The organism is Caulobacter sp. ALps2 (assembly GCF_058681635.1).
This window is the reverse complement of the sequence record NZ_CM178743.1, coordinates 3,311,465-3,337,359: the sequence shown is the minus strand read 5'-3', so window position 1 is coordinate 3,337,359 and position 25,895 is coordinate 3,311,465. Positions and strand designations below refer to the sequence as shown.

Sequence of the window (25,895 nt, the reverse complement as noted above, 5' to 3'; positions counted from 1 at the left end):
TGGAGCCACAATGAAACTACTCGCCGTCTCCGGCAGCCTGCGCGCCGCCTCGTACAACACCGCCCTGCTCCACGCCGCTCGCGAACTGGCGCCGGAGGAGATGCGAATCGAGGTGTTCGCCTTAAGCGACCTGCCGTTCTTCAACCAGGACGTCGAGGATCAGGGCGATCCCGCGCCGGTCGCCGCCTGGAAGGACGCCGTGCGCGCCGCCGACGGCCTGCTGATCGCCTGTCCCGAATATAACGGCGGGCTGACGGCGGTGCTGAAGAACGCCATCGACTGGGCCTCGCGCGGCAAGCCCGCGCCGCTGGACGGCAAGATCGCCTGCGCTCTCGGAGCCAGCCCCGGGATCACCGGCACGGTCCGCGCCCAGGACGCCTTGCGCCTGAACCTCAAGCGCGCCGGCGCGGATCTCGCCCCGCTCTCCGACATCCTGGTGGGCCAGGCCCATACCAAGTTCGAGAACGGGACCCTGACCGACGAGCGCACCCGCCAGGCGATCGCGCGTCACCTGGCCAGCTTCGCGGCGGTGCTCCGCGCGCGATCCTAAGCTTGGGGGGCCTAGCCGCCCGCGAGCTTCTTCAGGTCGTAGTCCGGCCCGAAGTCGAGCACGAACACCGGCCCCAGCAGGACCGTTTGCCTGGCCGAGCCCAGGTGCAGCGAGACATTGGCCCCGCCGGCCGGGATGTCCATCGAGGCCCGGCCAGGCACGGTGTACATCTTCCACTCGGCGCCGCTGACCTTGGCCGAGCCCTGCACGGCCGCGTCATAGGGCGCGGCGGCCTGCTGGATACGGACCGCCGACAGATTGGCCTCGGCCGCGCCGCCGTCGACCGCCTCGGCCTTGGCCCAGAAGGCGACCAGGATGACGTCGTTCTTGGTGACCTTGCCGGTGATCGGCTGCTGGGCGCCCACTTCCCACGGCTTGTCGCTGGCCTTCTGGACCTCGACCCGCATGCCGCCCCCGCCGGCCACGGCCTTGTCCTTCACCGGCGCGGTCTTCTGGTTCGGGCCATAGACCTGCCAGTTGGCCGACGGCTTGTTGATCGCCTTCCGCAGGATGTCGCCATCGCCAGACTGGCCAGCGAAGCCTGACGACGCCGCGCCCATCGCCAAGGCCACGATGGCCAGGGCGACGTACAGAATCTTCGTCTTCATGGTGGTTTTCCTCCCCCTTTTTTGGCCGTTCGAGCGGCCTTGCGTTTCCTCCGAGGACGGTCCCCGTTTTCCGGAGATCCACCCTACGAATGGTAGCGGTATCTTGGAGACTGGCGGCGCGCAAGAACGCCCGTCCCCGAAAGCGTCGCCAAAATGTCTTGGAGCACGGCCTTGCCGCGTTGCACCGCGGCGAGCGGGAGCGTAAAGACCGCCGCAATCCTGAAACGGTCCTTCCACCGGACCAAGCCACCCCAGGGGAGTTCTGCAAGATGTCGCTCGAGTCCGCCGCGCTGCGGCGCATCGCACCGTCGGCCACCATCGCCATCAGCGCCAAGGCGCGCGCGCTGAAAGCCGCCGGCCGTGACATCATCGCCCTGTCGGCGGGCGAGCCGGACTTCGACACGCCGGACAACATCAAGAATGCCGCGATCGAGGCGATCAAGGCCGGCAAGACCAAGTACACCGACCCGGACGGCATGCCCGAGCTGAAGGCCGCCATCTGCGCCAAATTCAAGCGTGAGAACGGCCTGGAGTACAAGCCGAGCCAGGTCCACGTCGCCCCGGGCGGTAAGCCGGTGATCTTCAACGCCTTCGTCGCCACCCTGAACCCGGGCGACGAGGTGATCATCCCCGCGCCGTACTGGGTGTCGTATCCCGACATGACCCTGCTGGCCGGCGGCACGCCCGTCTCGGTCGAGACCACGGCCGAGAGCGGCTTCAAGATCACGCCGGAAGCCCTGGAAGCGGCGATCACGCCCAAGACCAAGTGGCTGATCATTAACAGCCCGTCCAATCCCTCGGGCGGCGCCTATACGCGCGCCGAGCTGCGGGCGATCGCGGACGTGCTGCTGCGCCACCCGCAGGTCTGGGTGCTGACCGACGACATGTACGAGCACCTGGTGTTCGACGATTTCGAGTTCACCACCATCGCCCAGGTCGAGCCCAAGCTCTACGACCGCACGCTGACGATGAACGGCGTCTCCAAGGGCTATTCGATGACCGGCTGGCGCATCGGCTACGCCGCGGGTCCCGAGGCGCTGATCAAGGCCATGGGCAAGATGATCAGCCAGACGACCTCCAACCCCTGCTCGATCTCGCAGTGGGCGGCGCTGGAGGCGCTGAACGGGACCCAGGACTTCATCAAGCCGAACGCCAAGCTGTTCCAGGAGCGCCGCGACCTGGTCGTGTCGATGCTGAACCAGGCCCAAGGCATTCATTGCCCGACGCCGGAAGGCGCGTTCTATGTCTATCCCTCGTGCGCCGGCCTGATCGGCAAGACCGCCCCCAGCGGCAAGGTCATCACGAGCGACGAGGACTTCGCCGGCGAACTGCTGGAAGCCGAGGGCGTGGCGGTCGTGCACGGCGCGGCCTTCGGCCTGTCGCCGTTCTTCCGCATCAGCTACGCCACCGCCAACGACGTCCTGGAAGACGCCTGCCAGCGCATCCAGCGCTTCTGCGCCAGCGTGAAGTAATCATTCCCCGCCACGCCGGTCCGCTCTCGGGTGGATTGGCGGGCGATTTTTACCGATCCGGCCTTGGCGCCGAAACCCGCGGCGGCATAAGCACGCTAAGGGATAGCTGTCGCGCTTGGCGGCCAACTGGAGGTCGCCGACATGGCGCGCACACCGAACTACTCCTTCGAACGCCAGGAACGCGAGCGCCAGAAAGCTCGCAAGGCCGCTGAAAAGGCCGCCGAGAAAGCCGCGGCCAAGCAGGCCGCCCAGTCGGACGAACTCCCTCCCCGGGAACAAGACGACAACTGAAAGACCGCGCGTGACTCATTCGACGATGTATAACCACGAGACCGTCTCCCTGGACGGCGAGCACTTCTCGAGCTGCGAATTTCGTGGGTGTCGGCTGATCTATGCTGGCGGCGAAGCGCCGATCTTCGACAACTGCCGTTTCGAAAACTGCGAGTGGAAGTTCGACGACGCCGCCGAGCGCACCTTGGCCTATCTGAAGCTCGTCTGGAACAACGGCGGCAAGGCTCCGGTCCAGACGTTGATCAAGGAAATCACCGGCGGTGGCCGGTGATCGCCTAGCTTTCCGAGCGGATCGGCTAGTCGTTGATCCAATCCGTCAGCCCTTCACGCACATGGACCTCCCGCAGCGCCGGACGCTGGCGGATGGCGTCCAGATAGCGCTTGAGGTTCGGCCACGCCGTCGCGGGCCTGGGCATGTCGCGCGTCCAGCGGCACAGGATCGTCGCCAGCAGGTCGACCGTCGTGAAGTGATCGCCGACCAGATAGTCGCGATCGGCCAGCCGCGCGTCCATCCGCGCCAGCCCCGCCTCGATGCGCTCGCGGGCGGCCGTCTTCACCGCCTCCCGCGCTTCCCCGCCCGCCGGTTCGTGCGGGTAGAACCAGGCGCGGAAGTTCGGCTGAAAGCTGTTGGCCAGCCACAGGGTCCAGCTCAGATACTCGGCCCGCGCGACCGTGCCCAGCGGCGGGGCGAAGCCGGCCTCCGGGTGGCGCTCTGCCAGCAAGGTCGCGATCCCGGCCATCTGGGTGACCGGCGCGCCGTCGATGATCAGGGTCGGCACCACGCCGTCCGGGTTCAGCGCCAGATAGTCCGGCGCCTTGTGCTCGCCCTTGTCGAAGTCCAGCAGGCGGACCTCGAACGGGACGTTCAGCTCCAACAGCATCCAATGGATGGCCGTGCCGGCCGTGCTGGGCGAACCATAGAGCGTGTACATGCCGGACCCTCCGCGCTGATGGGCGCGGATAGGCGGCTGCTTCTGCCCCATGGTCAAGCAAAAGGCCCCCGCTCTCGCGAACGGAGGCCTTTCGCGTTCACCAGCCGATCCGGCTCAGTGCTTTTCGCGCCACTGGGCCTTGGCGTCTTCCTTGGTCAGGGCCAGGTGGACCTTGTCGTCATCGATATATTCCACCCACGACAGTGGAATCAGGTGGTGCTTGAAGCCGCCGCCCAGGTCCAGTTTGGCCAGCTCGATCTCGCCGCCGGCGATGTGGTCCACCCGACCGACATGGCCACCGTCCGAGCCGACCACTTCCTGGTGTTCCTTGATCTGCGAGAGGTCGATCATCCGTCGTCTCCTGGGTTAAGCGAGACCATCGCGGTCCCTCGGGACATCAAACGGCCACGCCACCAGTCAAGTTTCAGCTTGCCATGCACGCATGGATTGTTCTTGATACGTTCCGAGTGATTTAGAGGACGAGGCATGAGCTTCCGCGCCCTTCTCGCCGCCGCCCTGCTGCTGGCGGCCAGCCCCGCCTTCGCCGATCCCGCGATCGGCAAGCGGGTCGACGCCGCCTTCGCCGACGACTCGGTGACCCTGACCGAGGCCGGCAAGACCGTGCTCGTCTATCGCGCCAAGCCGCTGGATCCGGCGGGCGAACCGGGGCGCTCGAACTATGTCGGCGCGCTCTACGCGCCCGACGGTACGGCCCTGACCGAGGACAAGCCTGGCGACCATCCGCACCAGCGCGGCGTCTGGTGGGCCTGGATGAAGGTCCAATCGAGCGGCAAGACGGTCGCCGATGGCTGGTACATGAAGGGCCTGACCTATTTCGTCCGCTCGAAGTCGTTCCTGGGCGACGCCGAGGGCGGCGGGACCCTGACGGTCGACGTCGACTGGATCGTCAATTCCGGGCCGGAGCTGGTCTATGTCGCCCGTGAGACCACCAAGGTCACGGTGCGGCCTCTAAGGGCCGGCGCGCGGCGGGTGGAGTTCGACACCACGATCACCTCGCGCATCGACGCCCTGGGCCTGGGCGGCAGCGAGGACGATCGCGGCTTCGGCGGCTTCTCGATCCGCCTGGTCGATCCCGAACACCTGACCTTCTCGTCGGGCGGCAAGACGATCACGCCGAACGGCGGCGCCATCACCGCCGGGGCCAATATGGGCTTTGCCTGGACCGACGCGGCTTCGCCCGCCTGGGCGGTGGGCCTGGCCTGCAAGGCGAACGGCCAGGCGGTGACGCGCTGGATGCTGTATAATGACCGCTCGATGCAGAACTGCGTCTTCCCCGGCCGCGCGCCCTTGGTCCTGAAGAAGGACGAGGCGCTGCGGCTGCGGGAGACGCTGGTCATCCGTCCGGTCGCCCAAAAGACTGGCGCGAAGAAGAAAAACCCATAGAGCCCTGAAAGATCGAGAAGAATGGCCGACATCGTCAATCTGAACCAGGCCCGCAAGGCCAAGGCCAAGGCCGACGACAAGGCCCGCGCCGCCGAGAACCGCGTCAAGTTCGGTCGCGGCAAGGTCGAGAAGACCCTGGACGCCGCCCGCGCCGACAAGCAGAGGCGCGACCTCGACGGCGCCAAGCGCGAGGACTGAGATCCCAATGGGCGTTAAATGGCTGGATTGAAAAAACGCTCGGTGAACCTGGCCGGCCACGCGACCTCGCTGGCCTTGGAGCCCGAGTTCTGGGCCGTGCTGGAACGCGCGGCGACCGCCGAAGCCTTGAGCCTCGCCGGCCTGATCCAGAGGATCGACCTGGAGCGCGGGGAGCGTCCCCTCGCCTCGGCTTGCCGGGTGTTCGCTTTGGCGCGAGCGGGCGGCTGAGGGTCCGAAACCTGGTCCTTCGACAAGCTCAGGATGAGGTTTCTACGGGCACGGCGTCAAAAGTTCTCCTCATCCCGCGGCTGTCGAAGGACGAGTGCGGCCGCTACCGCCCCTGCTCCACCGCCGGCCGCCGCTGCGTCGGGATCGGCATGGGCTGCGGGTTTGGAGCCTTGCGCAGGGCCGATGGGATGTCGCTGATGCGCTGACGCAGGTCGACCTTGTCGCCGGCCATCACGCCCAGCTTCCAGGCGCCCCAGACCGCCAGAACCAGCACCGCCACCACCAGCAGCGCGGCCCAAAAGCCGCCGCCGCCTTCGCGATGCTCGGCATGACGCCCGCCATGGGCGAGGGTCTTGGCCATGATCAGCCGCCCGGCGCCTTGGGCGCTTCAGGCAGTTTCGGCGCGTCGGGCAGCTTGGGCGCCGATGCCGAGATGTTGACGTCGACTTTCTTCTTCTGGGTGAAGCCGCCGGACATCATGAAGAAGGCGAGCACCGCGACGACCACCACAAGCCCGCCCACGATAAACGCCAAGCCACTGTTGCCACCGCCACTGCTGGTACCTTCGGCCATGAGAGTCTCCGCGCCATGTCGGCGTTGTTGCTGTTGGCGGATCAACGGTACGCGACGCCGGAGGTTCCGCTTCCTGGCCTGTAGGGACTTAAGTCCCGCGAGGTTTGTGCTACATATGTTCCCATGTATCCCGATGATGACTCGGCTGGATTCCCAGGCGACCTCCCCTCTCCGCGCATCTCCGACCTGGCCCGGCCTCAGCCGCCGGCGGGCGGTCACACGCCGCCCGCCTATCTGGACGGCCTGAACCCCGAGCAGCGCGAGGCGGTCGAGACGACCGAAGGCCCGCTTCTGGTCCTGGCCGGAGCCGGCACGGGCAAGACCCGCGTGCTGACCACCCGCCTGGCGCACATCCTAGCCAACGGCAAGGCCCGCCCGTGGGAGCTGCTGACGGTCACCTTCACCAACAAGGCCGCGCGCGAGATGCGCGAGCGGATCACCCACATCATCGGCCCGGAGGCCGAGGGTCTGCGCTGGCTGGGCACCTTTCACTCGGTGGCCGCCCAGATCCTGCGTCGCCATGCCGAGCTGGTCGGGCTGAAGTCGAACTACACGATCATCGACACCGACGATAACGAGCGGCTGCTCAAGCAGCTGATCGAGGCCGAGAACATCGACGCCAAGCGCTGGACCCCGCGGATCCTGTCGCAGATCATCGACGGCTGGAAGAACCGCGGCTGGACGCCCGATCGCGTCCCGACCAGCGAGGCCGGCGAGTTCGCCAACGGCAAGGGCATCTCGCTGTACCGCCAGTACCAGGAGCGCCTGCGCATCCTGAACGCCTGCGACTTCGGCGACCTGTTGCTGCACAATATCAGCCTGTTCACCGGCCATCCCGACGTGCTGGACGAGTTCCAGCGCCGCTTCAAATACGTGATGGTCGACGAGTATCAGGACACCAACGTCGCTCAGTATCTGTGGCTTCGCCTGCTGGCCCAAGGCCGCCAGAACGTCTGCTGCGTCGGCGACGACGACCAGTCGATCTATGGCTGGCGCGGGGCCGAGGTCGACAACATCCTGCGGTTCGAGCGCGATTTCCCGGGCGCCAAGGTGGTCAAGCTGGAGCGCAACTACCGTTCCACCGAGCACATCCTGGCGGCGGCGGCGGGCCTGATCAACACCAACAAGAGCCGGCTGGGCAAGACGCTCTGGACCGAAGTCGAGGGCGGCGAAAAGGTCAAGGTCAGCGGCGTCTGGGACGGCGAGGCCGAGAGCCGCATGGTCGCCGACGAGATCGAGCGGGCCAAGAAGGCGGGCCGCAAGTACAACCAGATGGCCATCCTGGTGCGCGCCTCGTTCCAGATGCGCGCCTTCGAAGAGCGTTTCGTGATGCTGCAGATCCCCTACAAGGTGGTCGGCGGCCCGCGCTTCTTCGAACGCGCCGAGATCCGCGACGCCCACGCCTATCTGCGCCTGATCCAGTCGCCCGACGACGATCTGGCGTTCGAGCGCATCGTCAACACGCCCAAGCGCGGCATCGGCGACACCTCGGTGCAGAAGCTGCTGCAGATCGCCCGGCTGAGCGGCGTCTCGACCGTCGAGGCCGCCCGCCAGATCATCGCCAGCGACGAACTGCCGGCCCGCACGCGGACGGCGCTGAGTAACTTCATCCGCGACCTGGACCGCTGGCGCTCGCTGATCGGCAATCTGCACCACCAGCGCCTGCTGGAAACGGTGCTGGAGGAGAGCGGCTATACCGACGCCCTGCGCCTGGACAAGGGTCCGACCAGCCAGACGCGGCTGGAGAACCTGAAGGAACTTGTCCAGTCGATGGGCGCCTTCGAGACGCTGGAAGCCTATCTGGAGCACGTGTCGCTGGTCATGGACCTGGACCGCGAGGCGACCGGCGACGCCGTCTGGATCATGACCCTGCACTCGGCCAAGGGCCTGGAGTTCCCGCTGGTCTTCCTGCCCGGCTGGGAGGAAGGCGTGTTCCCCAGCCAGCGCAGCATGGACGACAAGGGCGAGAAGGGCCTCGAGGAAGAACGTCGCCTGGCCTATGTCGGCATCACCCGGGCCCGCGAGGAGGCCCGCATCAGCTTCGTGGCCAACCGGCAGGTCTATGGCCGCTGGACCAGCCAGCTGCCGTCGCGGTTCGTGGATGAGCTGCCCCTGGCCCACGTCGATGCGGCGTCCGAGACCGGCTATTACGGCGGCGGCCCCGGCATGCAGTCGACGGCCGCCTCGCGCTGGGACGATCCCGGCACGTCCGCCTTCCAGGCCGGCAGCTATGACAGCCCCGGCTGGAAACGCGCCCAGGAACGCACCGCCGGCTTTGGCGAACGCAACGCCGCGTGGCGGGGCCCGCAAGGCGTCCGAGCCGGCTCCTCCGCCCGCTCGGCCCCGATCGAAGGCGAAGGCCGCCTGGTCGCCGTCTCGGCCCCGACCAACAGCGCCTATGCGCGCGGCGACCGCGTGTTCCACGTCAAGTTCGGCTACGGCCAGATCTCGAGCATCGAGGGCAACAAGCTGACCGTGGCCTTCGACAAGGCGGGAGAGAAGAAGGTCATCGACAGTTTCGTCGAGAAGGCTTGAGGGCGGCGCCGACCCCTCCACCGGCTCCGCCGGTCCCCCTCCCCCAACAGGGGGAGGAGAGAAGGCGCTCTCCCTCTCCGCCCCGCTTGGGGGCGGACAGACCTGCGTAAGCAGGTCAGGTTGGGGCCTGTGCTGAGTCATGTGCTCTCGGCTTCACGCGGCGACCCGCTGAAGGTGTGTGGGGAGGCGACGGAGCGGCCGGGCGAACCCGGAGACCGTGAGGTTTTGTTTTGCGTTTCGGCTCGTCGACCGCTCCGCCAGGCTGTTTTTTCCGTGAGGACGGGAGGCGTGAGCGTATTTCAGCTCGGGTCCCCAAGAGCCCCCGGACGGGCGTGGACCAACTGGATCGGCTCAATCCGTCTCCAGCTCGGCGATCCACGATAGGCGGTTTGTACGATCACCGCCCTGTCGCTCCGCTGCTCGGCCTTGATCCCGGACGATCCGTCACCCGCACGCGCTCCTAAAGAGTAAGCCGTACGACCTGACGAGCCAGCCGGGGACCGCGCAGCGACCCCGCTCAACCTACCCCCGCCGCCGTTTTGGGCCGGATCCAAACGCCCTCCCCCGCGACGGGGATGGCTATGATTGTGCGGCGGTTCTGAACGCGGATCATTCAGCGGCGTCTGAAATCGACAAGCGGTTGATTTCGCTGGGTTCGATCTCGCCAATTCCGAGGATAGAGCCGGCTTAATCCCCGCGCCCTCATGCCACAGGGCTTGAACGCGACAGACGGCTAACCATATGCTAGTCAGGAAGCAGCCAAACGCTTCAGCCCAAGACGGCTGAACCTCCAGGCGCTCCTATCGCCCGCCGTCCTCGGCGGCCCGGGCGGACATCTCCACCCTTTATGTATATCGGGTCCGGCGACACGCCCGGCCCCTGTCTGGAACTTTATGAAAACCACTGTTACCCGTGACGCCGCCGCCAAGCGCGCGCCCCGCATGATTTCGACCACCAAGACCTCGCCAGTTCGCCCCACGCAATCCGACTGGGTTTGGCCCGGCCTGACCCGCGCCCAGCTGCGCGACATCGTCATCGACCAGATCGGCTAACCCGCCGTCCCGGATCCTGTCAGCCCACGTCCTGGCAGCCCACGTCCCTTCAGCCACGTCTCCCACGCGCCGACCACCACCAGCGCCAGGGTCGACAGCACCGACAGGACCAGTGGGCTGACATGGCCCGCCACCGGGATCAAAGCCCCGAGCAGCGCAAGCCCCGTGAGCCGCGTCGCCGACCAGCGCCTGAACACCGCCAGCTTGAAGACCAGGGATCCGAACAGGAACAGCGCCGGCCCGCCGATCACGGCGGCGGCCGTCTTGAAATCGGTATGGCCCAACGGATGGTGGATCACCCACTCGTCGCCGACCGCCGCCACGATGATGCCGGCCACCGGCAGCAGGTGGCTGTAGGTATAGGCCACCCGGGCGATCGCCCCTGGGTTCTCGGACTCGGCGATGGCCTCGCTGGCCGCCTCGGCGGTGAACGAGAAATAGATCCACCACATGGCGATGCTGCCGACCAGGGCGCTGGCGAAGGCGGCGATGACCGCGGCGTTCCACGGCAGGCCGACGACGGTGGCGCCGGTGACGATGATCGACTCGCCCAGGGCGATGATCGTGAACAGCGCGCAGCGCTCGGCCAGGTGCCCGCCCTCGACCGACCAGTCGGCGGCGGTGGAGCGGCCCAGCCCCGGCGTCCAGAAGCCCATGGCCGGCGAGGCGTATTCGATGGCCATGGCCACGGCCCAGACCAGCAGCCGCGTATCGCCCTGCTGGAAGGCGCCCGCGATCCAGAAGACCGCCGACAGGCTCATCCAGGCCAGGATGCGGATGAAATTCGGCCGATGGGCCGGCTCGCGCCAGACGCCGACCAGAAAGAACAGGGTCCGCCCCACCTGGATGAACACATAGGCGGCGGCGAAGACCAGGGCGCGCTCGCCGAACGCGTCCGGGATGGCGGCCGACAGCACCAGGCCGGCGGCCATCAACACGAACAGCATGAGCCGCACCGGCGTGCGCTCGGGATCCATCCAGTTGGTGACCCAGGCCGTGAACACCCAAGCCCACCAGACGGCCAGCAGCAACAGACCGGTGTGCGCCAGGCCCAGGCCCGTCGGATGGGCGATCAGCCCATGCGACAACTGGGTGATCGCGAACACGAAGACGAGGTCGAAGAACAGCTCCACATAGGTGACGCGGGCGTGTTGGTGCTCGTGGCGTTCGCGCAGCAGCGGGCGGGTCTTGGTCATGCGGGCTCTCCTCGTCCGCCAGATTAGGACGAGTCTCGCGAACCATTTGTCCCTCTCGCGCGCTATGCCGACATGGACCAGCGGCTCGAACAGATCCTGCATAACCTGAAAGCCTTCGCCCTGACCCGCCCGGTCGCTTATGGCGCGCCAGCCTGCGCCATGATCGGGGTGCTGGCGGGCCTGGCGATGAAGACTGGGCCGCAGGACGCTGGCTACATCGCCGAAATGGAGCCGGTCCGAGGCGTCTACGAAGCCGTGGCCGAGCCCACCGTCTGGCCGGCCGGCAAGACCCCCGACTATGTGGTCGGCACCGACTTCCTGAAGATGTCTCAACCGCCGCCCGTGCAGATGGTCTCTTACGACGAGCCGGTCTATACGCCGCCGCCGGAGATGGACGTCCCGCCCTACGTCCCGGCGAGCCATGGCCCCGCGACGCCGCCCCCGAACCCGGATGGCCCGCACTGGGCTTCCCAGCACGGCGACATACTCGATGTCTCCTTGCCCGAGGATCGGCCGCGGCAGGCGATCCCGACAGTGCTGGCCGACGCCGCCGCGACCGGCATGACCACGCGCTGAAGGCTCGCTTTTTTGGCCCTTTGCCGCTAACGGAGCGGCATGACCGACTACACGCCCCAACAGATCGTCGCCCGCGGGACTCGCGTCGAAGCCGAGACCGCCGCCGACGCCATCGACAACCATCCGGGCCTGGAAGGCGCGACCTACTCGATCCTGGAAGAGGACGAGGACAAGAACGTCTGGCGCATCGACGCCTTCCCGACGACGCGGGAAGAAGACGAGAGCCTGATGGCCCTGCTGGGCGAGTACGACCTGAAGGTCGTGCGCGACACCTTGGCCGACGCCGATTGGCTGGCCATGGCGCTGTCAGGCCTGCCGCCGGTGCGCGCCGGGCGCTTCTTCGTCTACGGCATGCATGACCGCGGCCGCCTGCCGGCCAGCACCGTCAACCTGCGCATCGAGGCCGGCGCGGCCTTTGGCACCGGTCACCATGGCACCACCGTCGGCTGCCTGCAGGCCTATGACCGCCTGCTGAAGGCCCGCAAGTTCAACAAGGTTCTGGACGTCGGCGCCGGCACGGGCCTGCTGGCCATCGCCGCCGCCCGCACGGGCACGAAGCTGGCCGTCGGCACCGACATCGACAAGCCGTCCGTCCGGATCGCCAAGGAAAACGCCCAGGTCAACAAGGCCAACGCCCGCTTTGTCCACGCCTCGGGCCTGTCCAACAAGCTGGTCGCCGTGAACGCGCCCTACGACCTGGTGTTCGCCAACATCCTGGCCCGTCCGCTGATCAGCCTGGCCCAGGACATCAAGCACGCCCTGGTCCCGGGCGGCACGGTGATCCTGTCGGGCCTGCTGCGCACCCAGGAGCGGATGGTCAAGGCCGCCTACCTGTCGCGCGGCTTCAAGGTAGTGACGCGCATCCACCGCGACGCCTGGGCGACCCTCGTCCTGCAACGTCCGTAGGAACCTCCGCCATCGGGGTCACGTTTCTCCAGCCAGAACCATGGCTGGAGGAGCCGCCCCGATGACCTACACCGATCCCAATATCCCGCCGCCGGAACGCCCCGTTGAGCGTCACGTCGAGATTCGCGAACGCGGCGGCGCCGCCGGCTGGCTGATCGCCGGCATGATCGCCATCGTCGCCGTGGTCGCCGTCGGCTTCCTGATGATGCGTCCGACGACCTCGGATCCCAACCAGCTGCAGGCCGCCCAGGAGCAGGGTCGCCAAGCCGGATTGGTCGAGGGCGCCCAGGGCGCGGCCCAGAACGCCCAGATGGCCGCGGAAAACGCCGCCCGTGAAGCCCGCGCCACCGCTGACCAGGCGCGCGCGGACACCGCCGAGGCCGCCCGCAGCGCCGCCCAGTCGGCCCAGGACGCCGCTGACCGCGTCGCCTCCAGTCCCAACGATCAGGCCGCCTCGCCGGAAAATCCGCCGGCGCAGCCGCCCCAATAGGCTTGAAATAATCCACCCTTTCCAGGGCCGGGTCGGGGGATTACATCCGAGGCATGCGCCAGACCTTCGATGAATCCACCGACCCGTCCTTTGGTCCCAAGCACGTCCCGCTGATCCGCGCCGCCATGGCCGCGCAGGGTCTGGACGGCTTCCTCGTGCCACACGAGGACGAGCACCAGAACGAGTACCTGCCCGCCGCCAATGACCGCCTGGCCTGGGCCAGCGGCTTCACGGGCTCGGCGGGCGCGGGCGTGATCCTCAAGGACCGCGCCGCCGTGTTCGTCGACGGGCGTTACACGCTTCAGGTCCGCGATCAGGTCGACCAGGGCGTGTTCGAGATCCGCGACCTCGTCGAAGGCGGCGTGCCCGCCTATCTGGAGACCGCCGAAAAGGGCGCGGTGATCGGCTACGACGCCCGCCTGCACAGCCCCGCCGCCCTGGACGGGCTGAAGGCCGCCGCCGGCCGCGCCGGCGCGGTGCTGAAGCCCGTCGTCGCCAACCCGGTCGACGAGGCCTGGGGCGAGGCCCGCCCCGCCCAGCCGATGGCTCCGATCGTCCCGCACCACGTCGAATATGCCGGCGAGGAGTCGAGCTCCAAGCGGGCCCGCGTCGGGGCCTCGGTGGCCGCCTTCGGCGCCGACGCCACGGTGATCACCGCCCCGGCCTCGATCGCCTGGCTGTTCAACATTCGCGGCGGCGACGTCATCCGCTCGCCCCTGCCGCTGTCGCAAGCCATCCTGAACGCCGACGGCACGGCCCGCCTGTTCATCGAGCCGGCCAAGGTCACCGAAGCCCTGCCCGCCTGGCTGGGCAACCAGGTCTCGCTGGAGACGCCGGACAAGCTGGCCGAGGCGCTAGGCGACCTGTCGGGCAAGAGCGTCGTGGTCGACCCGACTCAGTCCTCGGCCTGGTACTTCGACATGCTGGCCGCCGCCGGCGCCAAGGTCGTGCGGGCCATGGACCCCTGCACCCTGCCCCGCGCCTGCAAGAACGACATCGAGCTGGACGGCACGCGCGAGGCCCACAAGCGCGACGGCGCGGCCCTGACCCGCTTCCTGCACTGGCTGGCCACCGAGGGTCAGATCAATCCGCCGGACGAAAAGGAAGCCGTCGCCAAGCTGGAAGGCTTCCGCGAAGCCACCGGCCGGCTGAAGGACCTCAGCTTCGACACCATCGGCGCGGCCAACGGCCACGGCGCCCTGCCCCACTATCGCCCGACCGAGCGCAGCAACGAGCGCGCCGCCATGGGCTCGCTGCTGCTGGTCGACAGCGGCGGTCAATATCTGGACGGCACCACCGACGTCACCCGCACCGTGGCGATCGGCGAGCCCTCGGCCGAGATGGTCAACCGCAACACCCTGGTGCTGAAGGGCCACCTGGCCATCGCGCGCCTGCGTTTCCCGGCCGGCACCACCGGCTCGGCCATCGACGCCCTGGCGCGGATGGCCCTGTGGGCGCACGGCCTGGACTACGACCACGGCACCGGCCACGGCGTCGGCGTCTATCTAGGCGTCCACGAGGGTCCGCAGCGGATCTCCAAGGCCCCGAACGTCATCGCCCTGCAGCCCGGCATGATCGTCTCGAACGAGCCCGGCTACTACAAGGACGGCGAATACGGCATCCGGATCGAGAACCTGGAAGTCGTGATGCCGGCCGAGGACGTGGTGGGCGGGGATCGTCCCATGCACCGTTTCGAGGCCCTGACCCTGGCCCCGATCGACCGCCGCCTGATCGACAAGACCCTGCTGACGGCCGAGGAAGTCGCCCAGTTCGACGCCTACCACGCCCGCGTGCTGGCCGAGATCGGCCCGCGCGTCGAACCGGAAATCCGCGCCTGGATGGAAGAGGTCTGCGCGCCGCTTTAGCGCGCAGGCGGACGGCCTAGCGGATCCGCGTCCACTTCTGCGTCTTGCACAGCGGCGCGACGATGCAGCCCTTCAGCTTCAGTTCGTTGTCGCTGAGCAGCTCGATCGTGCCCGAATAGGTGCCGCCGTCCTCGGGATTATAGACCTTGCCGCCCGTCCACTTGGTCGGGCCGCCGGTGAAGTCGTACAGCATCTGCAGGTTCTTCAGCGGACGGTTGCGCTGGGCCTCGTCCTTGTTCCTGGCGTCCTTGCGGGCCGGGTCGGTCTTGATGGGGTTCGAGGTCACCAGCTTTCCGCACAGGCTGTTGCCGCAGCGGGCGATCTCGACCTGGCCGCCATTGCTCGGCGTGGCCCACAGGCCGGTCACGTCGGCGGCGAAGGCCGAGCCGGCCGTGACGGTCATGGCGGCGGCGATCAGGATAGTGCGCAGCATTCGGTACTCCCAAAGAACCTTCACGCATTTCGAATGCGCGTTTGACGCCATTCGTTGCGTGATCCCCCACTCAGGACAAGGCCGAAGGCGAAAACGAGGCGGGAATTGCGGTTGCGGCGATGCGCCTCAGCCGAAGACGCGCGGCCGGCGGGCGCTGACCGCGCCTTTGGGCGGCGTGTAGCCGTCGTGATCCAGCCGGCCCCACGTCATTCCAAGCCGGCTGTGAAGCTCTCGAACATGTACTCCGCCGTTCCAGGCTGGCCGCCGCCAGCGCCACCTGACCGCAGGCATAGGCGTCCGCCGCCGCGTCGTGGTGGGCGAAGTCGACGCCCAGGTGGCCGCAGACCACATTCAGCTTGTGCGACGGCAGGTCCGGCCAGACGCCGCGCGCCACCTGCACCGTACACAGATAATCGAACCCCGGCGCCCGCACGTCGTAGTGCTCGCAGGTGCGGCGGATCACGCTGACGTCGAACGAGGCGTTGTGGGCCAGAACCAGCGCGCCCTCCAGTTCGGGCCGCAGGCGCTCCAGCACGTCGGGCCACTCCTCGGCGTCCTCGACATGCTCGGGACCGATGCCGTGGAAGGCGATGTTGAACCGCGCGAAGCGGTTGCCCGGCGGGCGGATGTAGTGATGCTCGATGCGCGCCACCTGGCCGTCCTCGATCCAGGCCAGGCCGATGGAACACGGGCTGGACCGCTGCTCGTTGGCGGTCTCGAAGTCGAGCGCGATGACCTTCATTTGGCGACCATGTCCAGCCACTCGTCCTCGGTCATCACCTGGATGCCGAGTTCGGTGGCGGTCTTAAGCTTGGAGCCCGCGCCGGGGCCGGCGACGACCAGGTTGGTCTTTTTCGACACCGACGAGGCGACCTTGGCGCCAAGGCTTTCCGCCTGCGCCTTGGCCTCGTCGCGGGTCATCTTCTCCAGCGCGCCGGTGAAGACGATGGTCTTGCCGGCCACGGCGGTGTCGGTCTTGGGCTTGGCGACCGGCTGGATGTCCAGCTCGGCGACCAGATTGGCGACCTTGGCGCGGTTGTGTTCCTCGGCGAAGAACCGGGCCAGCGACTGGGCGGCCACGGGGCCGACGCCGTCGACGGCGGCCAGGTGCAGATAGTCATCGCCGGGCGCGCCCGAGGCGGCCTCGGACAGGCCTTGCGCGAAGGCGTCCCAGGTCCCGTAGCGCTGAGCCAGCGCCGCCTTGGCGGGCTTGGTCAGCTTGGGCACGGCGTGGCCGATCTTGATTTCCAGGTCGTCGGTCTGGGGCCAGGGATCGGCGACGAGACCGCCCTTTCCCGCCTCGATCAGCAGGTCCAGCGCCTTGGGCCCGACTCCCTGGGCGGTCGACAGCTCCAGATAGGTCTCGCCCGGCAGCCCCTTGGCGGCGGCCTCGGCGGCGGCTTGCAGGTCCTCGAAGCGGTCGAAGTTGCGGGCCAGGACGGTCGAGGTCGTCTCGCCGATATCCCGCGCGCCCAGACCGTAGATCATCCGGTCCAGGCCGATCGTGCGGCGCGCGTCGATGCCCTTGATCAGGTTGGTGACCGAGGTCTCGCCATAGCCGTCGCGCTCACGCAGGGCCGCCAGCTTCTCCTCGTCCTTGGCCAGCTTGAAGATGTCGGCCGGCTCGGTGATCCAGCCCTCGTCGAAGAAGGCCTGAAGTTGCTTCTCACCTAGCCCCTCGATGTCGAAGGCGCGGCGGGAGACGAAGTGGCGCAGGTGCTCGACCCGCTGGAACGGACAGGCGAACTCGCCGGTGCAGCGTCGCACCACCGACTCCTGGCCCGAGGCCGTGACCTCGCGCGCCAGCGGGGTTTGTAGCGGGCAAGGGCAGATGTGCGGGAATTCATACGGCTCCGGCGCGGGATCGGGCCGCGCCTCCAGCGCCACCTCGACGATCTGCGGGATCACGTCGCCGGCCCGCTGGATCACCACGGTGTCGCCGATGCGCACGTCCAGACGGGCGATCTCGTCGCCATTGTGCAGGGTGGCGTTGGTCACCGAGACGCCGCCGACCGTCACGGGCTTCAGCCGCGCCACGGGCGTGATCGCGCCGGTGCGGCCGACCTGCAGGTCGATCGCTTCCAGGATGGTGCGGGCCCGCTGGGCGGGGAACTTGCGGGCGATGGCCCAGCGCGGCGAGCGCGAGACGAACCCCAGTCGGCGCTGCTGCTCCAGGTCGTCGACCTTGTAGACGACGCCGTCGATGTCGAAGCCCAAGGTCGGGCGCAGGGTTTCGAACGCGGCATAGACGTCCAGCAGGCCTTGGGCGTTCTCGACCCGCTTGGCCGGCGGAGCCGTGGTCACGAAGCCCCATTCGGAGAGCTTTTCCAGCGCCCCCCACTGGCTTTCAGCGAAAGGTTCGGAGACCAGACCCCAGGCATAGCCGAAGAAGCGCAGCGGCCGTTGGGCGCTGATCTTGGGATCGATCTGGCGCAGCGAGCCGGCGGCGAAGTTGCGGGGGTTGGCGTAGGTGCGCTGGCCGGCCTCCTCGGCGGCGGCGTTGAAGGCAGCGAAGGCGGCGAGTTCGACATAGACCTCGCCGCGCACCTCGATCACGTCAGGCCAGCCCCCCCCTTCAAGACCAGAACCCTTCAGGCGGTGCGGGATGTCGGCGATGGTGCGCAGGTTGGCGGTGACGTCCTCGCCCACCCGGCCATCGCCCCGCGTCGCGCCCTGGACCAAGACGCCCTTCTCATAGCGCAGCGAAGCCGACAGGCCGTCGATCTTGGGCTCGGCGGTGTAGGCCACCGTGTCGGTCGGCGACAGGCGCAGGAACCGCCGGATCCGCGCGTCGAACTCGGTCGCCTCGTCGTTGGAGAAGGCGTTGTCGAGGCTGAGCATCGGCACGCCGTGCTCGACCGGCGAGAACTGCTCGGCCCGCGCGGCCCCCACCCGCATGGACGGGGAATTGTCGCGCACCAGGTGCGGGAAGCGGGTCTCGATGTCGAGGTTGCGACGTTTGAGGGCGTCGTAATCGCCGTCACTGATCGTGGGCGCGTCCTGCTGGTGATAGGCCAGGTCGTGGGCGGTCAGCGCGTCGGCCAGGCGTTCCAGTTCCTCGACGGCCTGGGCTTCGGTGAGGTCGGCGATGGGGATCAGGGACACGGGCGGCGAATCCGAAAGGCGGGAAGTGCGGGCAGGTTAGCAACGTGGCGCCAACCTTGCGACCGAAGGCTGGAAGGAGCCTTCGATGTTCAAAGCCGGTACAGTTTCCGCTCGCGCGGCCGCCCTGCCTGTCCTGTCGCGGGACGGTCCGCTGGACGCCCTGCGCTTCCTGGCGGCGCTGTTCATCGTGCTTTACCACGTGGCCGAGCGCGCGCCGGTGTCGTTGTTCAGCCTGTCTCCGGCCTTCGGGCGCGGCTATCTGGCGACCGATTTCTTCCTGATGTTGTCGGGCTACGTCCTGGCTCGCACCTACGGCCCCCGCGTGCTTGGCGCTGAAGTCGATACCGTGACCTTCCTGAAACGCCGCGTGCAGCGCATCTGGCCGCCGCACCTGGTGATGCTGGCCCTGTTCGTCGCCTTCTTCGTCGGCACGTCGGCCATCGGCCTAGCCCCGCAGAACCCGCGGTGGTTCCAGTGGGATCAGCTGCTGCCGCAGATCTTCCTGGTCCAAGCCTGGTTCGTGCCCGGGACCTCCGGCTGGAACATGCCCACCTGGACCCTGTCGGCGTTGATCGTCGCCTACGCCCTGTTCCCGATGGTCTGGCGCAAGGTCGCCGCCACCCAGCGTCCGCTGCAACTGCTGGCCATGGGCGTCTGCGCCTGGGTCGCCATCGATTTTACCGCCCTGATGGTCTTCGACGTGCCCAGCTATCAGCTGCCGCTGCGGTTTGGCCTGATCCGCGGCGTGCCGCTGTTCATGATCGGCCTGCTGGTCGCTCGCCTGCCCGTCACGACCCTGGCGCGTCGCCAAGCCCTGCCGCTGGCCCTCGCCACCCTGGCCATCGTCATCGGCGTCCAGGGCCTGGGGAACTTCGACCACTTCAGCCTGGCCCTGCTGGCCTTCCTGATCTATGCGGCCGGCGCGTCCAAGCCCCGCGCATGGCGCTGGGCGGGCGCGGCCGGCAAGCTGTCGTTCTCGCTGTTCCTGACCAATTCGCTGACCGCGGCCGTGTGGTTCGGCGTGGTGCGCCTGGTCGAGAGCAAGCTCGGCCTGCCCGTCGCCGCGACCTGGGCGCTGTGGGCCATGGCCATTCCGGCGACGATCGTCGTGGCGTGGGTGTTCGAGCGGATGGTCGATGCGCCGTTGCAGGCGTGGATCAAGACGCGGCAGGCTCGGGCGAAGACGCCCACCGTCAGCGCGACGCCCGTCAGCGCCTAAGCGATCAACGCCCGCGCCGCCGCCCGCGCGGCCTCGGTGACCTCGGCCCCCGACAGCATCCGGGCGATCTCCTCCTCGCGCTGAGCGGGGGTCAACGGCTCGACCTTGGTCCGCGTGGACGTGTCGTCGCCGGACTTGGAGATTCGCCAGTGGGCGTCGCCGCGCGCGGCGACCTGGGCCGAGTGGGTCACGACCAGCACCTGGGCGTTGGCGGCCAGGCGCTTGAGGCGCAGGCCCACCGCGTCGGCCACGGCCCCCCCGACGCCCTGGTCGACCTCGTCGAAGATCATCAGAGGCTGCGGGCCGCCGCTGCGGGTGGCCAAGGCCGCCTTCAGGGCCAGCGCGAAGCGGGCCAGTTCGCCGCCCGAGGCGATGGTCTCCATAGGACCGAACGGCGCGCCGGGATTGGTCGAGATCTCGAAGGCGATGCGGTCGAGACCCGTCGGACCGGCGCGGTCCTCGGGCAAGGGCTCGACCGCGACCCGGAACTTGGCCTTCTCCAGCTTCAGCGGGGTCAGCTCGGCCTCGACGGCCTTGGCCAGGGCGTCGCCAGCGGCGCGGCGTTCGGCCGACAAGGCTTCCGTGGCGAAGAGATAGGCCTCGCGAGCCTCGGCGGCCTCGGCGTCGGCGACCTTCAGGGCGTCCTCGGAGGTCTCGATGGCTTGCAGGCGGGCGGCGAACTCGGCGCGCTTGGCCGGCAGATCCTCGACCAAGACATTGAGTTTGCGGGCCATGCCGCGCAGGGCGAACAGGCGCTCCTCGGCCTTTTCCAGGCGATCGGGCTCGAACTCGAAGCTCTCGGCGACCGCGTCGATGGCGGCGGTGGCTTCCTGCGCCTCGACGATGGCGCGGTCGACCGCCTCGCAGGCGGCCGACAGGCGGGTCATGGCCGTGCCCTCGGCCGGCGCGCCGGCCTGCAGCGCGCGGTCGCGGGCCCGTTCCAGGGCGCGATAGGCCTGGGCCAGCTTGCCCGTGAAGTTGTCGCCGCCCAAGGCGTCCTGGGCCGAGGCGATGTCGGCCATGGCCTTCTCGGCCGAGCTGAGCAGCGCCCGTTCGTCGGCCAGGCTCTGTTCCTCGCCCTCGCGGGGGTCCAGACGGTCCAGTTCGGAGAGGCGGAGGGTCAGTTCCTCGGTCTCGGCGGCGGCGCGGCCAGCCAGATCCCGCAGATCGTCGGCCTTCTGGCGGGCGGCGCGCCAGCCGCTCCACGCCGCCCCGACGGCGCCGACCGACACGCCGCCGAAGGCGTCCAGCAGGCCACGATGGGTCTTGGGATCCAGAAGGCCGACGGTCTCGTGCTGGCCATGAACCTCGAGCAGCAGAGCGCCGAGGTCCTTCAGCACCCCGACGCTGGTGGCCTGGTCGTTGACGAAAGCCCGCGAGCGGCCGTCAGGCGACAGCTGACGACGCAGGACCAGGTCCTCGTCGCGGCCGTAGTCGAGACCCTTCTCGTCGAGATAGGCGAAGGCCGGGTGGTCGGCCGTCAGGGCGAACATGGCGGTGGCCGAGGCGTGGCCGGCGGCTCCTCGGCGCACCAAGCCGGCGTCGGCGCGCGCGCCGGTGGCCAGGCCCAGGGCGTCCAGAATGATCGACTTGCCGGCCCCGGTCTCGCCGGTCAGCGCGGTCAGGCCCTCGCCGATGGCCAGGTCCAGGCTCTCGATGAGCACGACGTCACGGATGGAGAGGCCGATCAGCATGACGCGCAAGATCGCCGGGAATCAGAGTTTTTCAAAGCGCAAAGGTAGAACGAAACAGGATCATGTGACCGATCCTGTCGTCGTTACATGCCCAGGACGCCCATCAGGCCCTTCTTGGCCTTCTTTTCGCCGGGGGGCGCAAGGGTCGTGCTCTTGTCCTTCGACAGGATACGCTCCAGGGCGTTGCGCTTGGTGCCCGCCTTCAGCGGCTCGACGGCGGGACGCAGACCGTTGTCGTTGAGCAGCTTGTACGCGTCGGCGTACCAGCGATCGCCCGGAAAGTTGTAGCCCAGGATCGCGCCGTTGCGCTTGGCTTCCTCGAGCAGGCCCAGGGTCATGTAGCCCTCGACCAGGCGGAACAGGGCTTCGGGCGTGTGCGAGGTCGTCTGGTGACGTTCGAGCACGGTCTTGAAGCGGCCGATGGCGGCCAGGGTCTGGCCATTCTTCAGGTAATAACGACCGATGGCCATTTCCTTGCCGGCCAGCTGGTCGTTGACCATGTCGATCTTCAGGCGGGCGTCGGTGGCGTATTCGGTGTTCGGATAACGCTGGACGACGTCACGCAGCGAGGCCAGGGCCTGCTCGGTCGCGGCCTGGTCGCGGTTCACGTCGACGATCTGTTCGAAATAGCAGATGGCCTTCAGATAGAAGGCGTACTGGGCCGACGGGTTACCCGGGTACAGCGAGATGAAGCGGTCGGCGTCGCCGATGGCTTCGTTGTACTGGTTGCCCATGTAGTGGGCGTAGCCAGTCATTAGGATCGACCGGCGCGACCATTCTGAATAGGGGTGCTGGCGCTCGACCTCGCGGAAATAGTCGACGGCCTCGTTCCAGCTGCCGCGGTCCAGGCGATCGGCGCCCGTGGAATACAGCAGTTCGACGGGGCGCTCTTCGTAGGCGAGGGTCGGCTTCTTGGACTTGCCGGCGCAACCCGCCACCGACACGGCGGCGAGCACAGCGGCGATAGTGACGGCCGAACGTCCCGAGAAATTACGAAGCACGGAGTCTCTCACCTTCGAAGCAAACGCGCGCCCCTGCGCCGTGGAAGGCTTCTACACCACGCCGTGAAAGGCGCAAATGCGAAGGCCGAGCCTCGAGCTTGGGGACGCCCCCCTTTAAACCGCTTCGGCTAGTTCCGTCGCGAGAGCGCGAAGGCGCCAGGCGCGCGGCTGGGACAGCAACGCTCTAACCGCGGCGTTATTGAGGCCATGACCGGCCAGAACGCCTTCGAAGCGGCCCAGGATGGGCTTGCCCAGCACATAAAGGTCGCCGATGGCGTCCAGCGCCTTGTGGCGCACGAACTCGTCCGGACGGCGCAGGCCTTCCGGGTTCAGCACGCGGTCGCCGTCGATGACCACGGCGTTTTCCATCGAGCCGCCACGGGCCAGGCCGATGGCGCGCAGGGCCTCGACATCGCGAACGAAGCCGAAGGTGCGGCATTCCGAGAGCTCGGCGCGGAACGATTCTTCGTCGACGACCAGGTCAACGGCTTGGCGACCGATGGCCTTGGAGCCGAAGGCGATCTCGAAGGCCACTTCGAAACGATCCGACGGCAGCAGGCTGGCGCGCTTGTCGCCCTCCTCCACCGTGATCGGGGCCAGGATCTCGATATATTGGCGGACGGCTTCCTGCTTGCGGCGGCCGGCGCGGTCCAGGATCTGGACGAAGGGCTCGGACGAGCCGTCCATGATCGGCACTTCCGGGCCGTCCAGCTCGACGACGCAGTTGTCGATCGAGAGGGCCGCCAGGGCCGCCATCAGGTGCTCGATGGTCGAGACGCGGACGTCCTCGCCATTGCGGATCACGGTGCCCAGTTGCGTCTGACAGACCGACTCGGCGGTGACGGGGACACGATTGTCGCGGTCATGCACATCGGTCCGCACGAAGACGATCCCCGCGTCGGGAGCCGCCGGACGCACCGAGACGCGCACATGCGTCCCCGTGTGCAGGCCGATCCCCGCGAAGATCACCGGCCCCGCGACCGTGTGCTGAAAATAACCCGAAGCCGACACTAGAGACCCTTATCGTTGGACGGACAGCTCTACGGCCGTCCTTTCGCCCCGTCTTAGCATCTAGGCCCGATGCTGCGTCGCGGCAAAGCAAAGTCTGTTTCGGATTGTTACGCGCTAACCGACGGATTTAATTACAGTTTTGTCACAGGAAAGCATGCGTCGAAACAGACCGCCGGTCGGCGATCCGTGCTCGGGAATCTCTTGCCTCGCTCCGCGAACGCGTTAGGCGAAAGTGTTCTCGGTTTCGCCGCCAAACGCGCTCGAACTCTATAAATCTAGGGCCTGCCAACCTGGTTCGCGGGCGAACCAGCAGGCCCTAGCGAGTGGGCGAAAGCAGGACTAGGCTCCGCCGCCAGATGGGATAACCGTTTCCGGGAATTTCGGTTTCATGATCAAGACCTTGCGTTTCGCCGCCTCGGCCGCTGTCCTTGCCGCCGCCCTGTCCGGCGCGGCCTATGCGCAGGCGCCGCAAAAGCCTCATGTGTTCACCGCCAAGGCCATGGCCAGCCTGGATCGACTCAGCGATCCGCGCGTCTCGCCCGACGGCCGTTTCGTGCTCTATTCGGTGCGGACGATGGACTATCCGGCCAACAAGGCCTCGATGTCCCTGTGGGTCGCCGACCTGAAAACCAAGATGGCCCCGCGCCGGCTGAAGATCTCGGACGGCGGGGCCTCCAGCGGCCGCTGGAGCGCCGACGGCAAGGCGATCTATTTCTCGTCCAGCCGCGCGGGCGGGACCGAGCAGGTGTTCCGCACCGACGTCAGCGGCGAGACCGCGACCCAGGTGACCTCGGCGCCGTTCGACGTGCTGGCCTACAAGGTCGCGCCAAACGACAAGACCATCGTCGTCGGCCAGGCGGTGTTTCCCGACTGCCCCGACTTCTCGTGCACCGAGGCGCGCCTGGCGGCCAAGACGGCGACCAAGGCCACGGGCGTCGTCTACGACAAGCTGTTCGTCCGCCACTGGGACACCTGGAACGACGGGACCAAGAACCACCTCTTCGCCTACAGCCTGGACGCCAGCGGCCTGGCCACGGGCCAGCCGGTCGACCTGATGAAGGGTTTCGACGGCGACACGCCGACCAAGCCCTATGGCGGCGACGAGGACTTCACGATCAGCTTCGACAGCAAGAGCGTGATCTTCTCGGCCAAGGTGGCGGTCAAGGACGAGCCCTGGACCACCAACTACGACATGTGGGGCGCGCCGCTGGATGGCTCGGGCAAGCCGGTCAACTACACCGCCGACAACAAGGCCTGGGACACGCCCGGCGTCGCCTCGCCGGACGGCAAGCTGATCGCCTATCGCGCCATGAAGCGTCCCGGCTTCGAGGCCGACCGCTTCGCGATCATGATCTATGACGAAACGACCAAGCAGCTACGTGAACTGGCCCCGACCTGGGATCGGTCGGCCGATTCGATCGCCTGGAGTCGCGACGGCAAGACGATCTACGCCACCGCGCTGGACGTCGGCCAAGGCAAGCTGTTCGCCATCGACGTCAAGACCGGCAAGGTCACCGCCCTGACCGGCGATGGCCACGTCACCGCCTTCGACGTCGGCCCGAACGGCGTCGTCTACGCCTCCGACTCGCTGAAGAGCCCGTCGGAGCTGTTCATGCTCGCGCCCAAGGGGCCGCCGATCCGCGTGGCCAGCGTCAGCGACGAGGCGCTGAAGGACGTGGCCTGGGGCGAGCCCGAACAGTTCGACTTCAAGGGCTGGAACGACGAGACCGTGCATGGCTTCGTGCTGAAGCCCGCCAACTTCGATCCGGCCAAGAAGTATCCGGTGGCCTTCCTGATCCACGGCGGCCCGCAGGGTTCGTTCAGCAACAGCTGGTCGTACCGCTGGAATCCGCAGGTCTACGCCAATGCCGGCTATGCCGTGGTGATGGTCGATTTCCATGGCTCGACCGGCTACGGCCAGGCCTTCACCGACGCGATCAGCCAGCACTGGGGCGACCGCCCGTTGGAAGACCTGCAGAAGGGCTGGGCCTTCGCGACCCAGAAGTATTCGTTCCTGGACGCCGACCGCGCCTGCGCCCTGGGCGCCTCGTACGGCGGCTACATGGTCAACTGGATCGCCGGCAACTGGAGCCAGCCCTGGAAGTGCCTGGTGACCCACGACGGTGTCTTCGACACCCGCGCCATGGGTTACGCCACCGAGGAGCTGTGGTTCACCGAATGGGAGAACGGCGGCACGCCTTGGTCGCCGAACACGACCTACGACAAGTACAACCCGGTCGATCACGTGGCCCAGTGGACCAAGCCGCAACTGATCGTCCAGGGCCAGCTGGACTACCGCATCCCGGTCGAACAGGGCCTGGGCGCCTTCACCGCCCTGCAGCGTAAGGGCGTGCCCAGCAAGTTCCTGTATTTCCCGAACGAGAACCACTGGGTGCTGAAGGCCCAGAACTCGGTCCAGTGGCACAAGGAAGTGCTGGACTGGCTGGACCAGTGGACGGGGAACACGCGGCCGGGGAAGTGACCGCGGTAGGCGGTCATCCCGGCCTTCGAGCCGGGATCCAGACATAAATCCCGTCTCCCTGGCGAAAGCCGGGG

At 67.7% G+C, this 25,895-nt stretch carries 26 protein-coding genes and 1 pseudogene; 15 read left to right on the top strand and 12 right to left on the bottom strand.

From position 1 onward, the window contains the following. The first annotated feature begins 10 nt into the window (after positions 1 to 10). Entirely contained in the window at positions 11 to 550 is a 540-nt protein-coding gene (locus ACW173_RS15880) for an NADPH-dependent FMN reductase (RefSeq protein ID WP_492080971.1), read from the top strand. 11 nt (positions 551 to 561) lie between these two features. On the opposite strand, the gene ACW173_RS15875 is transcribed toward ACW173_RS15880, so the two are convergent. Then, entirely contained in the window at positions 562 to 1,158 is a 597-nt protein-coding gene (locus tag ACW173_RS15875) for a carbohydrate binding domain-containing protein (RefSeq protein WP_492080970.1), read from the bottom strand. Positions 1,159 to 1,427: 269 nt separating this feature from the next. Here ACW173_RS15875 and ACW173_RS15870 point away from each other — a divergent pair, with 269 nt between their 5' ends. From ACW173_RS15870 to ACW173_RS15860, 3 genes are all read left to right on the top strand, one after another. Further along, positions 1,428 to 2,630, top strand: coding sequence for a pyridoxal phosphate-dependent aminotransferase (locus ACW173_RS15870; RefSeq protein WP_492080969.1), 1,203 nt, complete (start codon positions 1,428 to 1,430; stop codon positions 2,628 to 2,630). A 141-nt stretch (positions 2,631 to 2,771) separates the two neighbouring features. After that, entirely contained in the window at positions 2,772 to 2,921 is a 150-nt protein-coding gene (locus ACW173_RS15865; protein ID WP_164468815.1) for a hypothetical protein, read from the top strand. Positions 2,922 to 2,931: 10 nt separating this feature from the next. Continuing rightward, positions 2,932 to 3,192: a hypothetical protein gene (locus ACW173_RS15860; protein WP_492080968.1), complete on the top strand. Its 261-nt coding sequence runs from the start codon at positions 2,932 to 2,934 to the stop codon at positions 3,190 to 3,192. A gap of 25 nt (positions 3,193 to 3,217) precedes the next feature. On the opposite strand, the gene ACW173_RS15855 is transcribed toward ACW173_RS15860, so the two are convergent. Both ACW173_RS15855 and ACW173_RS15850 read right to left on the bottom strand, forming a co-directional pair. Then, complete coding sequence (locus ACW173_RS15855) at positions 3,218 to 3,853, bottom strand: glutathione S-transferase family protein (protein WP_492080967.1); 636 nt, start codon at positions 3,851 to 3,853, stop codon at positions 3,218 to 3,220. A gap of 114 nt (positions 3,854 to 3,967) precedes the next feature. Continuing rightward, complete coding sequence (locus ACW173_RS15850; protein ID WP_492080966.1) at positions 3,968 to 4,204, bottom strand: DUF2171 domain-containing protein; 237 nt, start codon at positions 4,202 to 4,204, stop codon at positions 3,968 to 3,970. A 135-nt stretch (positions 4,205 to 4,339) separates the two neighbouring features. Here ACW173_RS15850 and ACW173_RS15845 point away from each other — a divergent pair, with 135 nt between their 5' ends. The 3 genes from ACW173_RS15845 to ACW173_RS15835 are packed head-to-tail and all read left to right on the top strand — an operon-like array spanning position 4,340 to position 5,683. Continuing rightward, positions 4,340 to 5,257: a DUF6807 family protein gene (locus tag ACW173_RS15845; protein WP_492080965.1), complete on the top strand. Its 918-nt coding sequence runs from the start codon at positions 4,340 to 4,342 to the stop codon at positions 5,255 to 5,257. A gap of 21 nt (positions 5,258 to 5,278) precedes the next feature. Continuing rightward, positions 5,279 to 5,455 carry a DUF4169 family protein gene (locus ACW173_RS15840; RefSeq protein WP_492080964.1) on the top strand — a complete coding sequence of 59 codons (177 nt, stop codon included), beginning with the start codon at positions 5,279 to 5,281 and terminating at the stop codon, positions 5,453 to 5,455. Between the two features lie 18 nt (positions 5,456 to 5,473). Further along, complete coding sequence (locus ACW173_RS15835) at positions 5,474 to 5,683, top strand: ribbon-helix-helix domain-containing protein (RefSeq protein ID WP_492080963.1); 210 nt, start codon at positions 5,474 to 5,476, stop codon at positions 5,681 to 5,683. A 103-nt stretch (positions 5,684 to 5,786) separates the two neighbouring features. Here the strand turns inward: ACW173_RS15835 and ACW173_RS15830 are convergent, their stop codons facing one another. Together ACW173_RS15830 and ACW173_RS15825 are read right to left on the bottom strand one after the other, a co-directional pair. Next, positions 5,787 to 6,044 carry a hypothetical protein gene (locus ACW173_RS15830; RefSeq protein WP_492080962.1) on the bottom strand — a complete coding sequence of 86 codons (258 nt, stop codon included), beginning with the start codon at positions 6,042 to 6,044 and terminating at the stop codon, positions 5,787 to 5,789. 2 nt (positions 6,045 to 6,046) lie between these two features. Continuing rightward, positions 6,047 to 6,256: a hypothetical protein gene (locus ACW173_RS15825; protein WP_492080961.1), complete on the bottom strand. Its 210-nt coding sequence runs from the start codon at positions 6,254 to 6,256 to the stop codon at positions 6,047 to 6,049. Between the two features lie 123 nt (positions 6,257 to 6,379). On the opposite strand from ACW173_RS15825, the gene ACW173_RS15820 reads away from it, so the two are divergent. Next, complete coding sequence (locus ACW173_RS15820) at positions 6,380 to 8,791, top strand: UvrD-helicase domain-containing protein (protein ID WP_492080960.1); 2,412 nt, start codon at positions 6,380 to 6,382, stop codon at positions 8,789 to 8,791. An 893-nt stretch (positions 8,792 to 9,684) separates the two neighbouring features. After that, positions 9,685 to 9,843 (top strand): hypothetical protein, encoded by a 159-nt coding sequence (locus ACW173_RS15815; protein ID WP_492080959.1) that lies wholly within the window; start codon positions 9,685 to 9,687, stop codon positions 9,841 to 9,843. Here the strand turns inward: ACW173_RS15815 and ACW173_RS15810 are convergent. Beyond that, positions 9,840 to 11,039, bottom strand: a complete 1,200-nt coding sequence (locus ACW173_RS15810) for a low temperature requirement protein A (protein WP_492080958.1) — start codon at positions 11,037 to 11,039, stop codon at positions 9,840 to 9,842. The two genes, ACW173_RS15815 and ACW173_RS15810, sit on opposite strands and share 4 nt — an antisense overlap. Before the next feature lie 72 nt (positions 11,040 to 11,111). On the opposite strand from ACW173_RS15810, the gene ACW173_RS15805 reads away from it, so the two are divergent. The 4 genes from ACW173_RS15805 (at position 11,112) to ACW173_RS15790 (ending at position 14,876) form a co-directional block, all read left to right on the top strand. Beyond that, positions 11,112 to 11,615, top strand: a complete 504-nt coding sequence (locus tag ACW173_RS15805) for a hypothetical protein (RefSeq protein WP_492080957.1) — start codon at positions 11,112 to 11,114, stop codon at positions 11,613 to 11,615. Between the two features lie 39 nt (positions 11,616 to 11,654). Next, complete coding sequence (locus ACW173_RS15800) at positions 11,655 to 12,521, top strand: 50S ribosomal protein L11 methyltransferase (RefSeq protein WP_492080956.1); 867 nt, start codon at positions 11,655 to 11,657, stop codon at positions 12,519 to 12,521. A 61-nt stretch (positions 12,522 to 12,582) separates the two neighbouring features. Next, positions 12,583 to 13,011, top strand: a complete 429-nt coding sequence (locus tag ACW173_RS15795) for a hypothetical protein (RefSeq protein ID WP_492080955.1) — start codon at positions 12,583 to 12,585, stop codon at positions 13,009 to 13,011. A gap of 53 nt (positions 13,012 to 13,064) precedes the next feature. After that, positions 13,065 to 14,876: an aminopeptidase P family protein gene (locus tag ACW173_RS15790; RefSeq protein WP_492080954.1), complete on the top strand. Its 1,812-nt coding sequence runs from the start codon at positions 13,065 to 13,067 to the stop codon at positions 14,874 to 14,876. Positions 14,877 to 14,892: 16 nt separating this feature from the next. On the opposite strand, the gene ACW173_RS15785 is transcribed toward ACW173_RS15790, so the two are convergent. From ACW173_RS15785 to ligA, 3 genes and pseudogenes are all read right to left on the bottom strand, one after another. Beyond that, on the bottom strand, positions 14,893 to 15,309 hold the full coding sequence (locus ACW173_RS15785; RefSeq protein ID WP_492080953.1) for a DUF2147 domain-containing protein: 417 nt from the start codon (positions 15,307 to 15,309) through the stop codon (positions 14,893 to 14,895). A gap of 126 nt (positions 15,310 to 15,435) precedes the next feature. After that, positions 15,436 to 16,072, bottom strand: a pseudogene (locus ACW173_RS15780) (3'-5' exonuclease). Beyond that, the gene (gene ligA / locus ACW173_RS15775; protein WP_492080952.1) at positions 16,048 to 18,414 is read right to left on the bottom strand and encodes an NAD-dependent DNA ligase LigA; all 2,367 of its coding nucleotides are present in this window, start codon (positions 18,412 to 18,414) and stop codon (positions 16,048 to 16,050) included. The pseudogene ACW173_RS15780 and the gene ligA overlap by 25 nt, the downstream one beginning before the upstream one ends. An 85-nt stretch (positions 18,415 to 18,499) precedes the next feature. Between ligA and ACW173_RS15770 the strand changes: the two genes are divergently transcribed. After that, positions 18,500 to 19,633, top strand: coding sequence for an acyltransferase family protein (locus tag ACW173_RS15770; protein ID WP_492080951.1), 1,134 nt, complete (start codon positions 18,500 to 18,502; stop codon positions 19,631 to 19,633). Here ACW173_RS15770 and recN read toward each other — a convergent pair. The 3 genes from recN to lpxC all read right to left on the bottom strand — a co-directional run bounded on the left by recN (position 19,630) and on the right by lpxC (position 23,339). Then, complete coding sequence (gene recN / locus ACW173_RS15765) at positions 19,630 to 21,327, bottom strand: DNA repair protein RecN (RefSeq protein ID WP_492080950.1); 1,698 nt, start codon at positions 21,325 to 21,327, stop codon at positions 19,630 to 19,632. The two genes, ACW173_RS15770 and recN, sit on opposite strands and share 4 nt — an antisense overlap. 83 nt (positions 21,328 to 21,410) lie before the next feature. Continuing rightward, entirely contained in the window at positions 21,411 to 22,340 is a 930-nt protein-coding gene (locus ACW173_RS15760) for an outer membrane protein assembly factor BamD (RefSeq protein WP_492080949.1), read from the bottom strand. Positions 22,341 to 22,442: 102 nt separating this feature from the next. Next, positions 22,443 to 23,339: a UDP-3-O-acyl-N-acetylglucosamine deacetylase gene (gene lpxC / locus ACW173_RS15755; RefSeq protein WP_492080948.1), complete on the bottom strand. Its 897-nt coding sequence runs from the start codon at positions 23,337 to 23,339 to the stop codon at positions 22,443 to 22,445. A gap of 388 nt (positions 23,340 to 23,727) precedes the next feature. On the opposite strand from lpxC, the gene ACW173_RS15750 reads away from it, so the two are divergent. Beyond that, the gene (locus ACW173_RS15750; protein WP_492080947.1) at positions 23,728 to 25,821 is read left to right on the top strand and encodes a S9 family peptidase; all 2,094 of its coding nucleotides are present in this window, start codon (positions 23,728 to 23,730) and stop codon (positions 25,819 to 25,821) included. Positions 25,822 to 25,895 lie beyond the last annotated feature (74 nt).

Excerpts from the sequence above, each read along its gene's own strand:
- ACW173_RS15880 (WP_492080971.1), top strand. The coding sequence starts at position 11 with ATGAAACTACTCGCCGTCTCCGGCAGCCTGCGCGCCGCCTCGTACAAC.
- ACW173_RS15875 (WP_492080970.1), bottom strand. The coding sequence starts at position 1,158 with ATGAAGACGAAGATTCTGTACGTCGCCCTGGCCATCGTGGCCTTGGCG.
- ACW173_RS15870 (WP_492080969.1), top strand. The coding sequence starts at position 1,428 with ATGTCGCTCGAGTCCGCCGCGCTGCGGCGCATCGCACCGTCGGCCACC.
- ACW173_RS15865 (WP_164468815.1), top strand. The coding sequence starts at position 2,772 with ATGGCGCGCACACCGAACTACTCCTTCGAACGCCAGGAACGCGAGCGC.
- ACW173_RS15855 (WP_492080967.1), bottom strand. The coding sequence starts at position 3,853 with ATGTACACGCTCTATGGTTCGCCCAGCACGGCCGGCACGGCCATCCAT.
- ACW173_RS15850 (WP_492080966.1), bottom strand. The coding sequence starts at position 4,204 with ATGATCGACCTCTCGCAGATCAAGGAACACCAGGAAGTGGTCGGCTCG.
- ACW173_RS15845 (WP_492080965.1), top strand. The coding sequence starts at position 4,340 with ATGAGCTTCCGCGCCCTTCTCGCCGCCGCCCTGCTGCTGGCGGCCAGC.
- ACW173_RS15840 (WP_492080964.1), top strand. The coding sequence starts at position 5,279 with ATGGCCGACATCGTCAATCTGAACCAGGCCCGCAAGGCCAAGGCCAAG.
- ACW173_RS15835 (WP_492080963.1), top strand. The coding sequence starts at position 5,474 with ATGGCTGGATTGAAAAAACGCTCGGTGAACCTGGCCGGCCACGCGACC.
- ACW173_RS15830 (WP_492080962.1), bottom strand. The coding sequence starts at position 6,044 with ATGGCCAAGACCCTCGCCCATGGCGGGCGTCATGCCGAGCATCGCGAA.
- ACW173_RS15825 (WP_492080961.1), bottom strand. The coding sequence starts at position 6,256 with ATGGCCGAAGGTACCAGCAGTGGCGGTGGCAACAGTGGCTTGGCGTTT.
- ACW173_RS15820 (WP_492080960.1), top strand. The coding sequence starts at position 6,380 with ATGTATCCCGATGATGACTCGGCTGGATTCCCAGGCGACCTCCCCTCT.
- ACW173_RS15815 (WP_492080959.1), top strand. The coding sequence starts at position 9,685 with ATGAAAACCACTGTTACCCGTGACGCCGCCGCCAAGCGCGCGCCCCGC.
- ACW173_RS15810 (WP_492080958.1), bottom strand. The coding sequence starts at position 11,039 with ATGACCAAGACCCGCCCGCTGCTGCGCGAACGCCACGAGCACCAACAC.
- ACW173_RS15805 (WP_492080957.1), top strand. The coding sequence starts at position 11,112 with ATGGACCAGCGGCTCGAACAGATCCTGCATAACCTGAAAGCCTTCGCC.
- ACW173_RS15800 (WP_492080956.1), top strand. The coding sequence starts at position 11,655 with ATGACCGACTACACGCCCCAACAGATCGTCGCCCGCGGGACTCGCGTC.
- ACW173_RS15795 (WP_492080955.1), top strand. The coding sequence starts at position 12,583 with ATGACCTACACCGATCCCAATATCCCGCCGCCGGAACGCCCCGTTGAG.
- ACW173_RS15790 (WP_492080954.1), top strand. The coding sequence starts at position 13,065 with ATGCGCCAGACCTTCGATGAATCCACCGACCCGTCCTTTGGTCCCAAG.
- ACW173_RS15785 (WP_492080953.1), bottom strand. The coding sequence starts at position 15,309 with ATGCTGCGCACTATCCTGATCGCCGCCGCCATGACCGTCACGGCCGGC.
- ACW173_RS15770 (WP_492080951.1), top strand. The coding sequence starts at position 18,500 with ATGTTCAAAGCCGGTACAGTTTCCGCTCGCGCGGCCGCCCTGCCTGTC.
- recN (WP_492080950.1), bottom strand. The coding sequence starts at position 21,327 with ATGCTGATCGGCCTCTCCATCCGTGACGTCGTGCTCATCGAGAGCCTG.
- ACW173_RS15750 (WP_492080947.1), top strand. The coding sequence starts at position 23,728 with ATGATCAAGACCTTGCGTTTCGCCGCCTCGGCCGCTGTCCTTGCCGCC.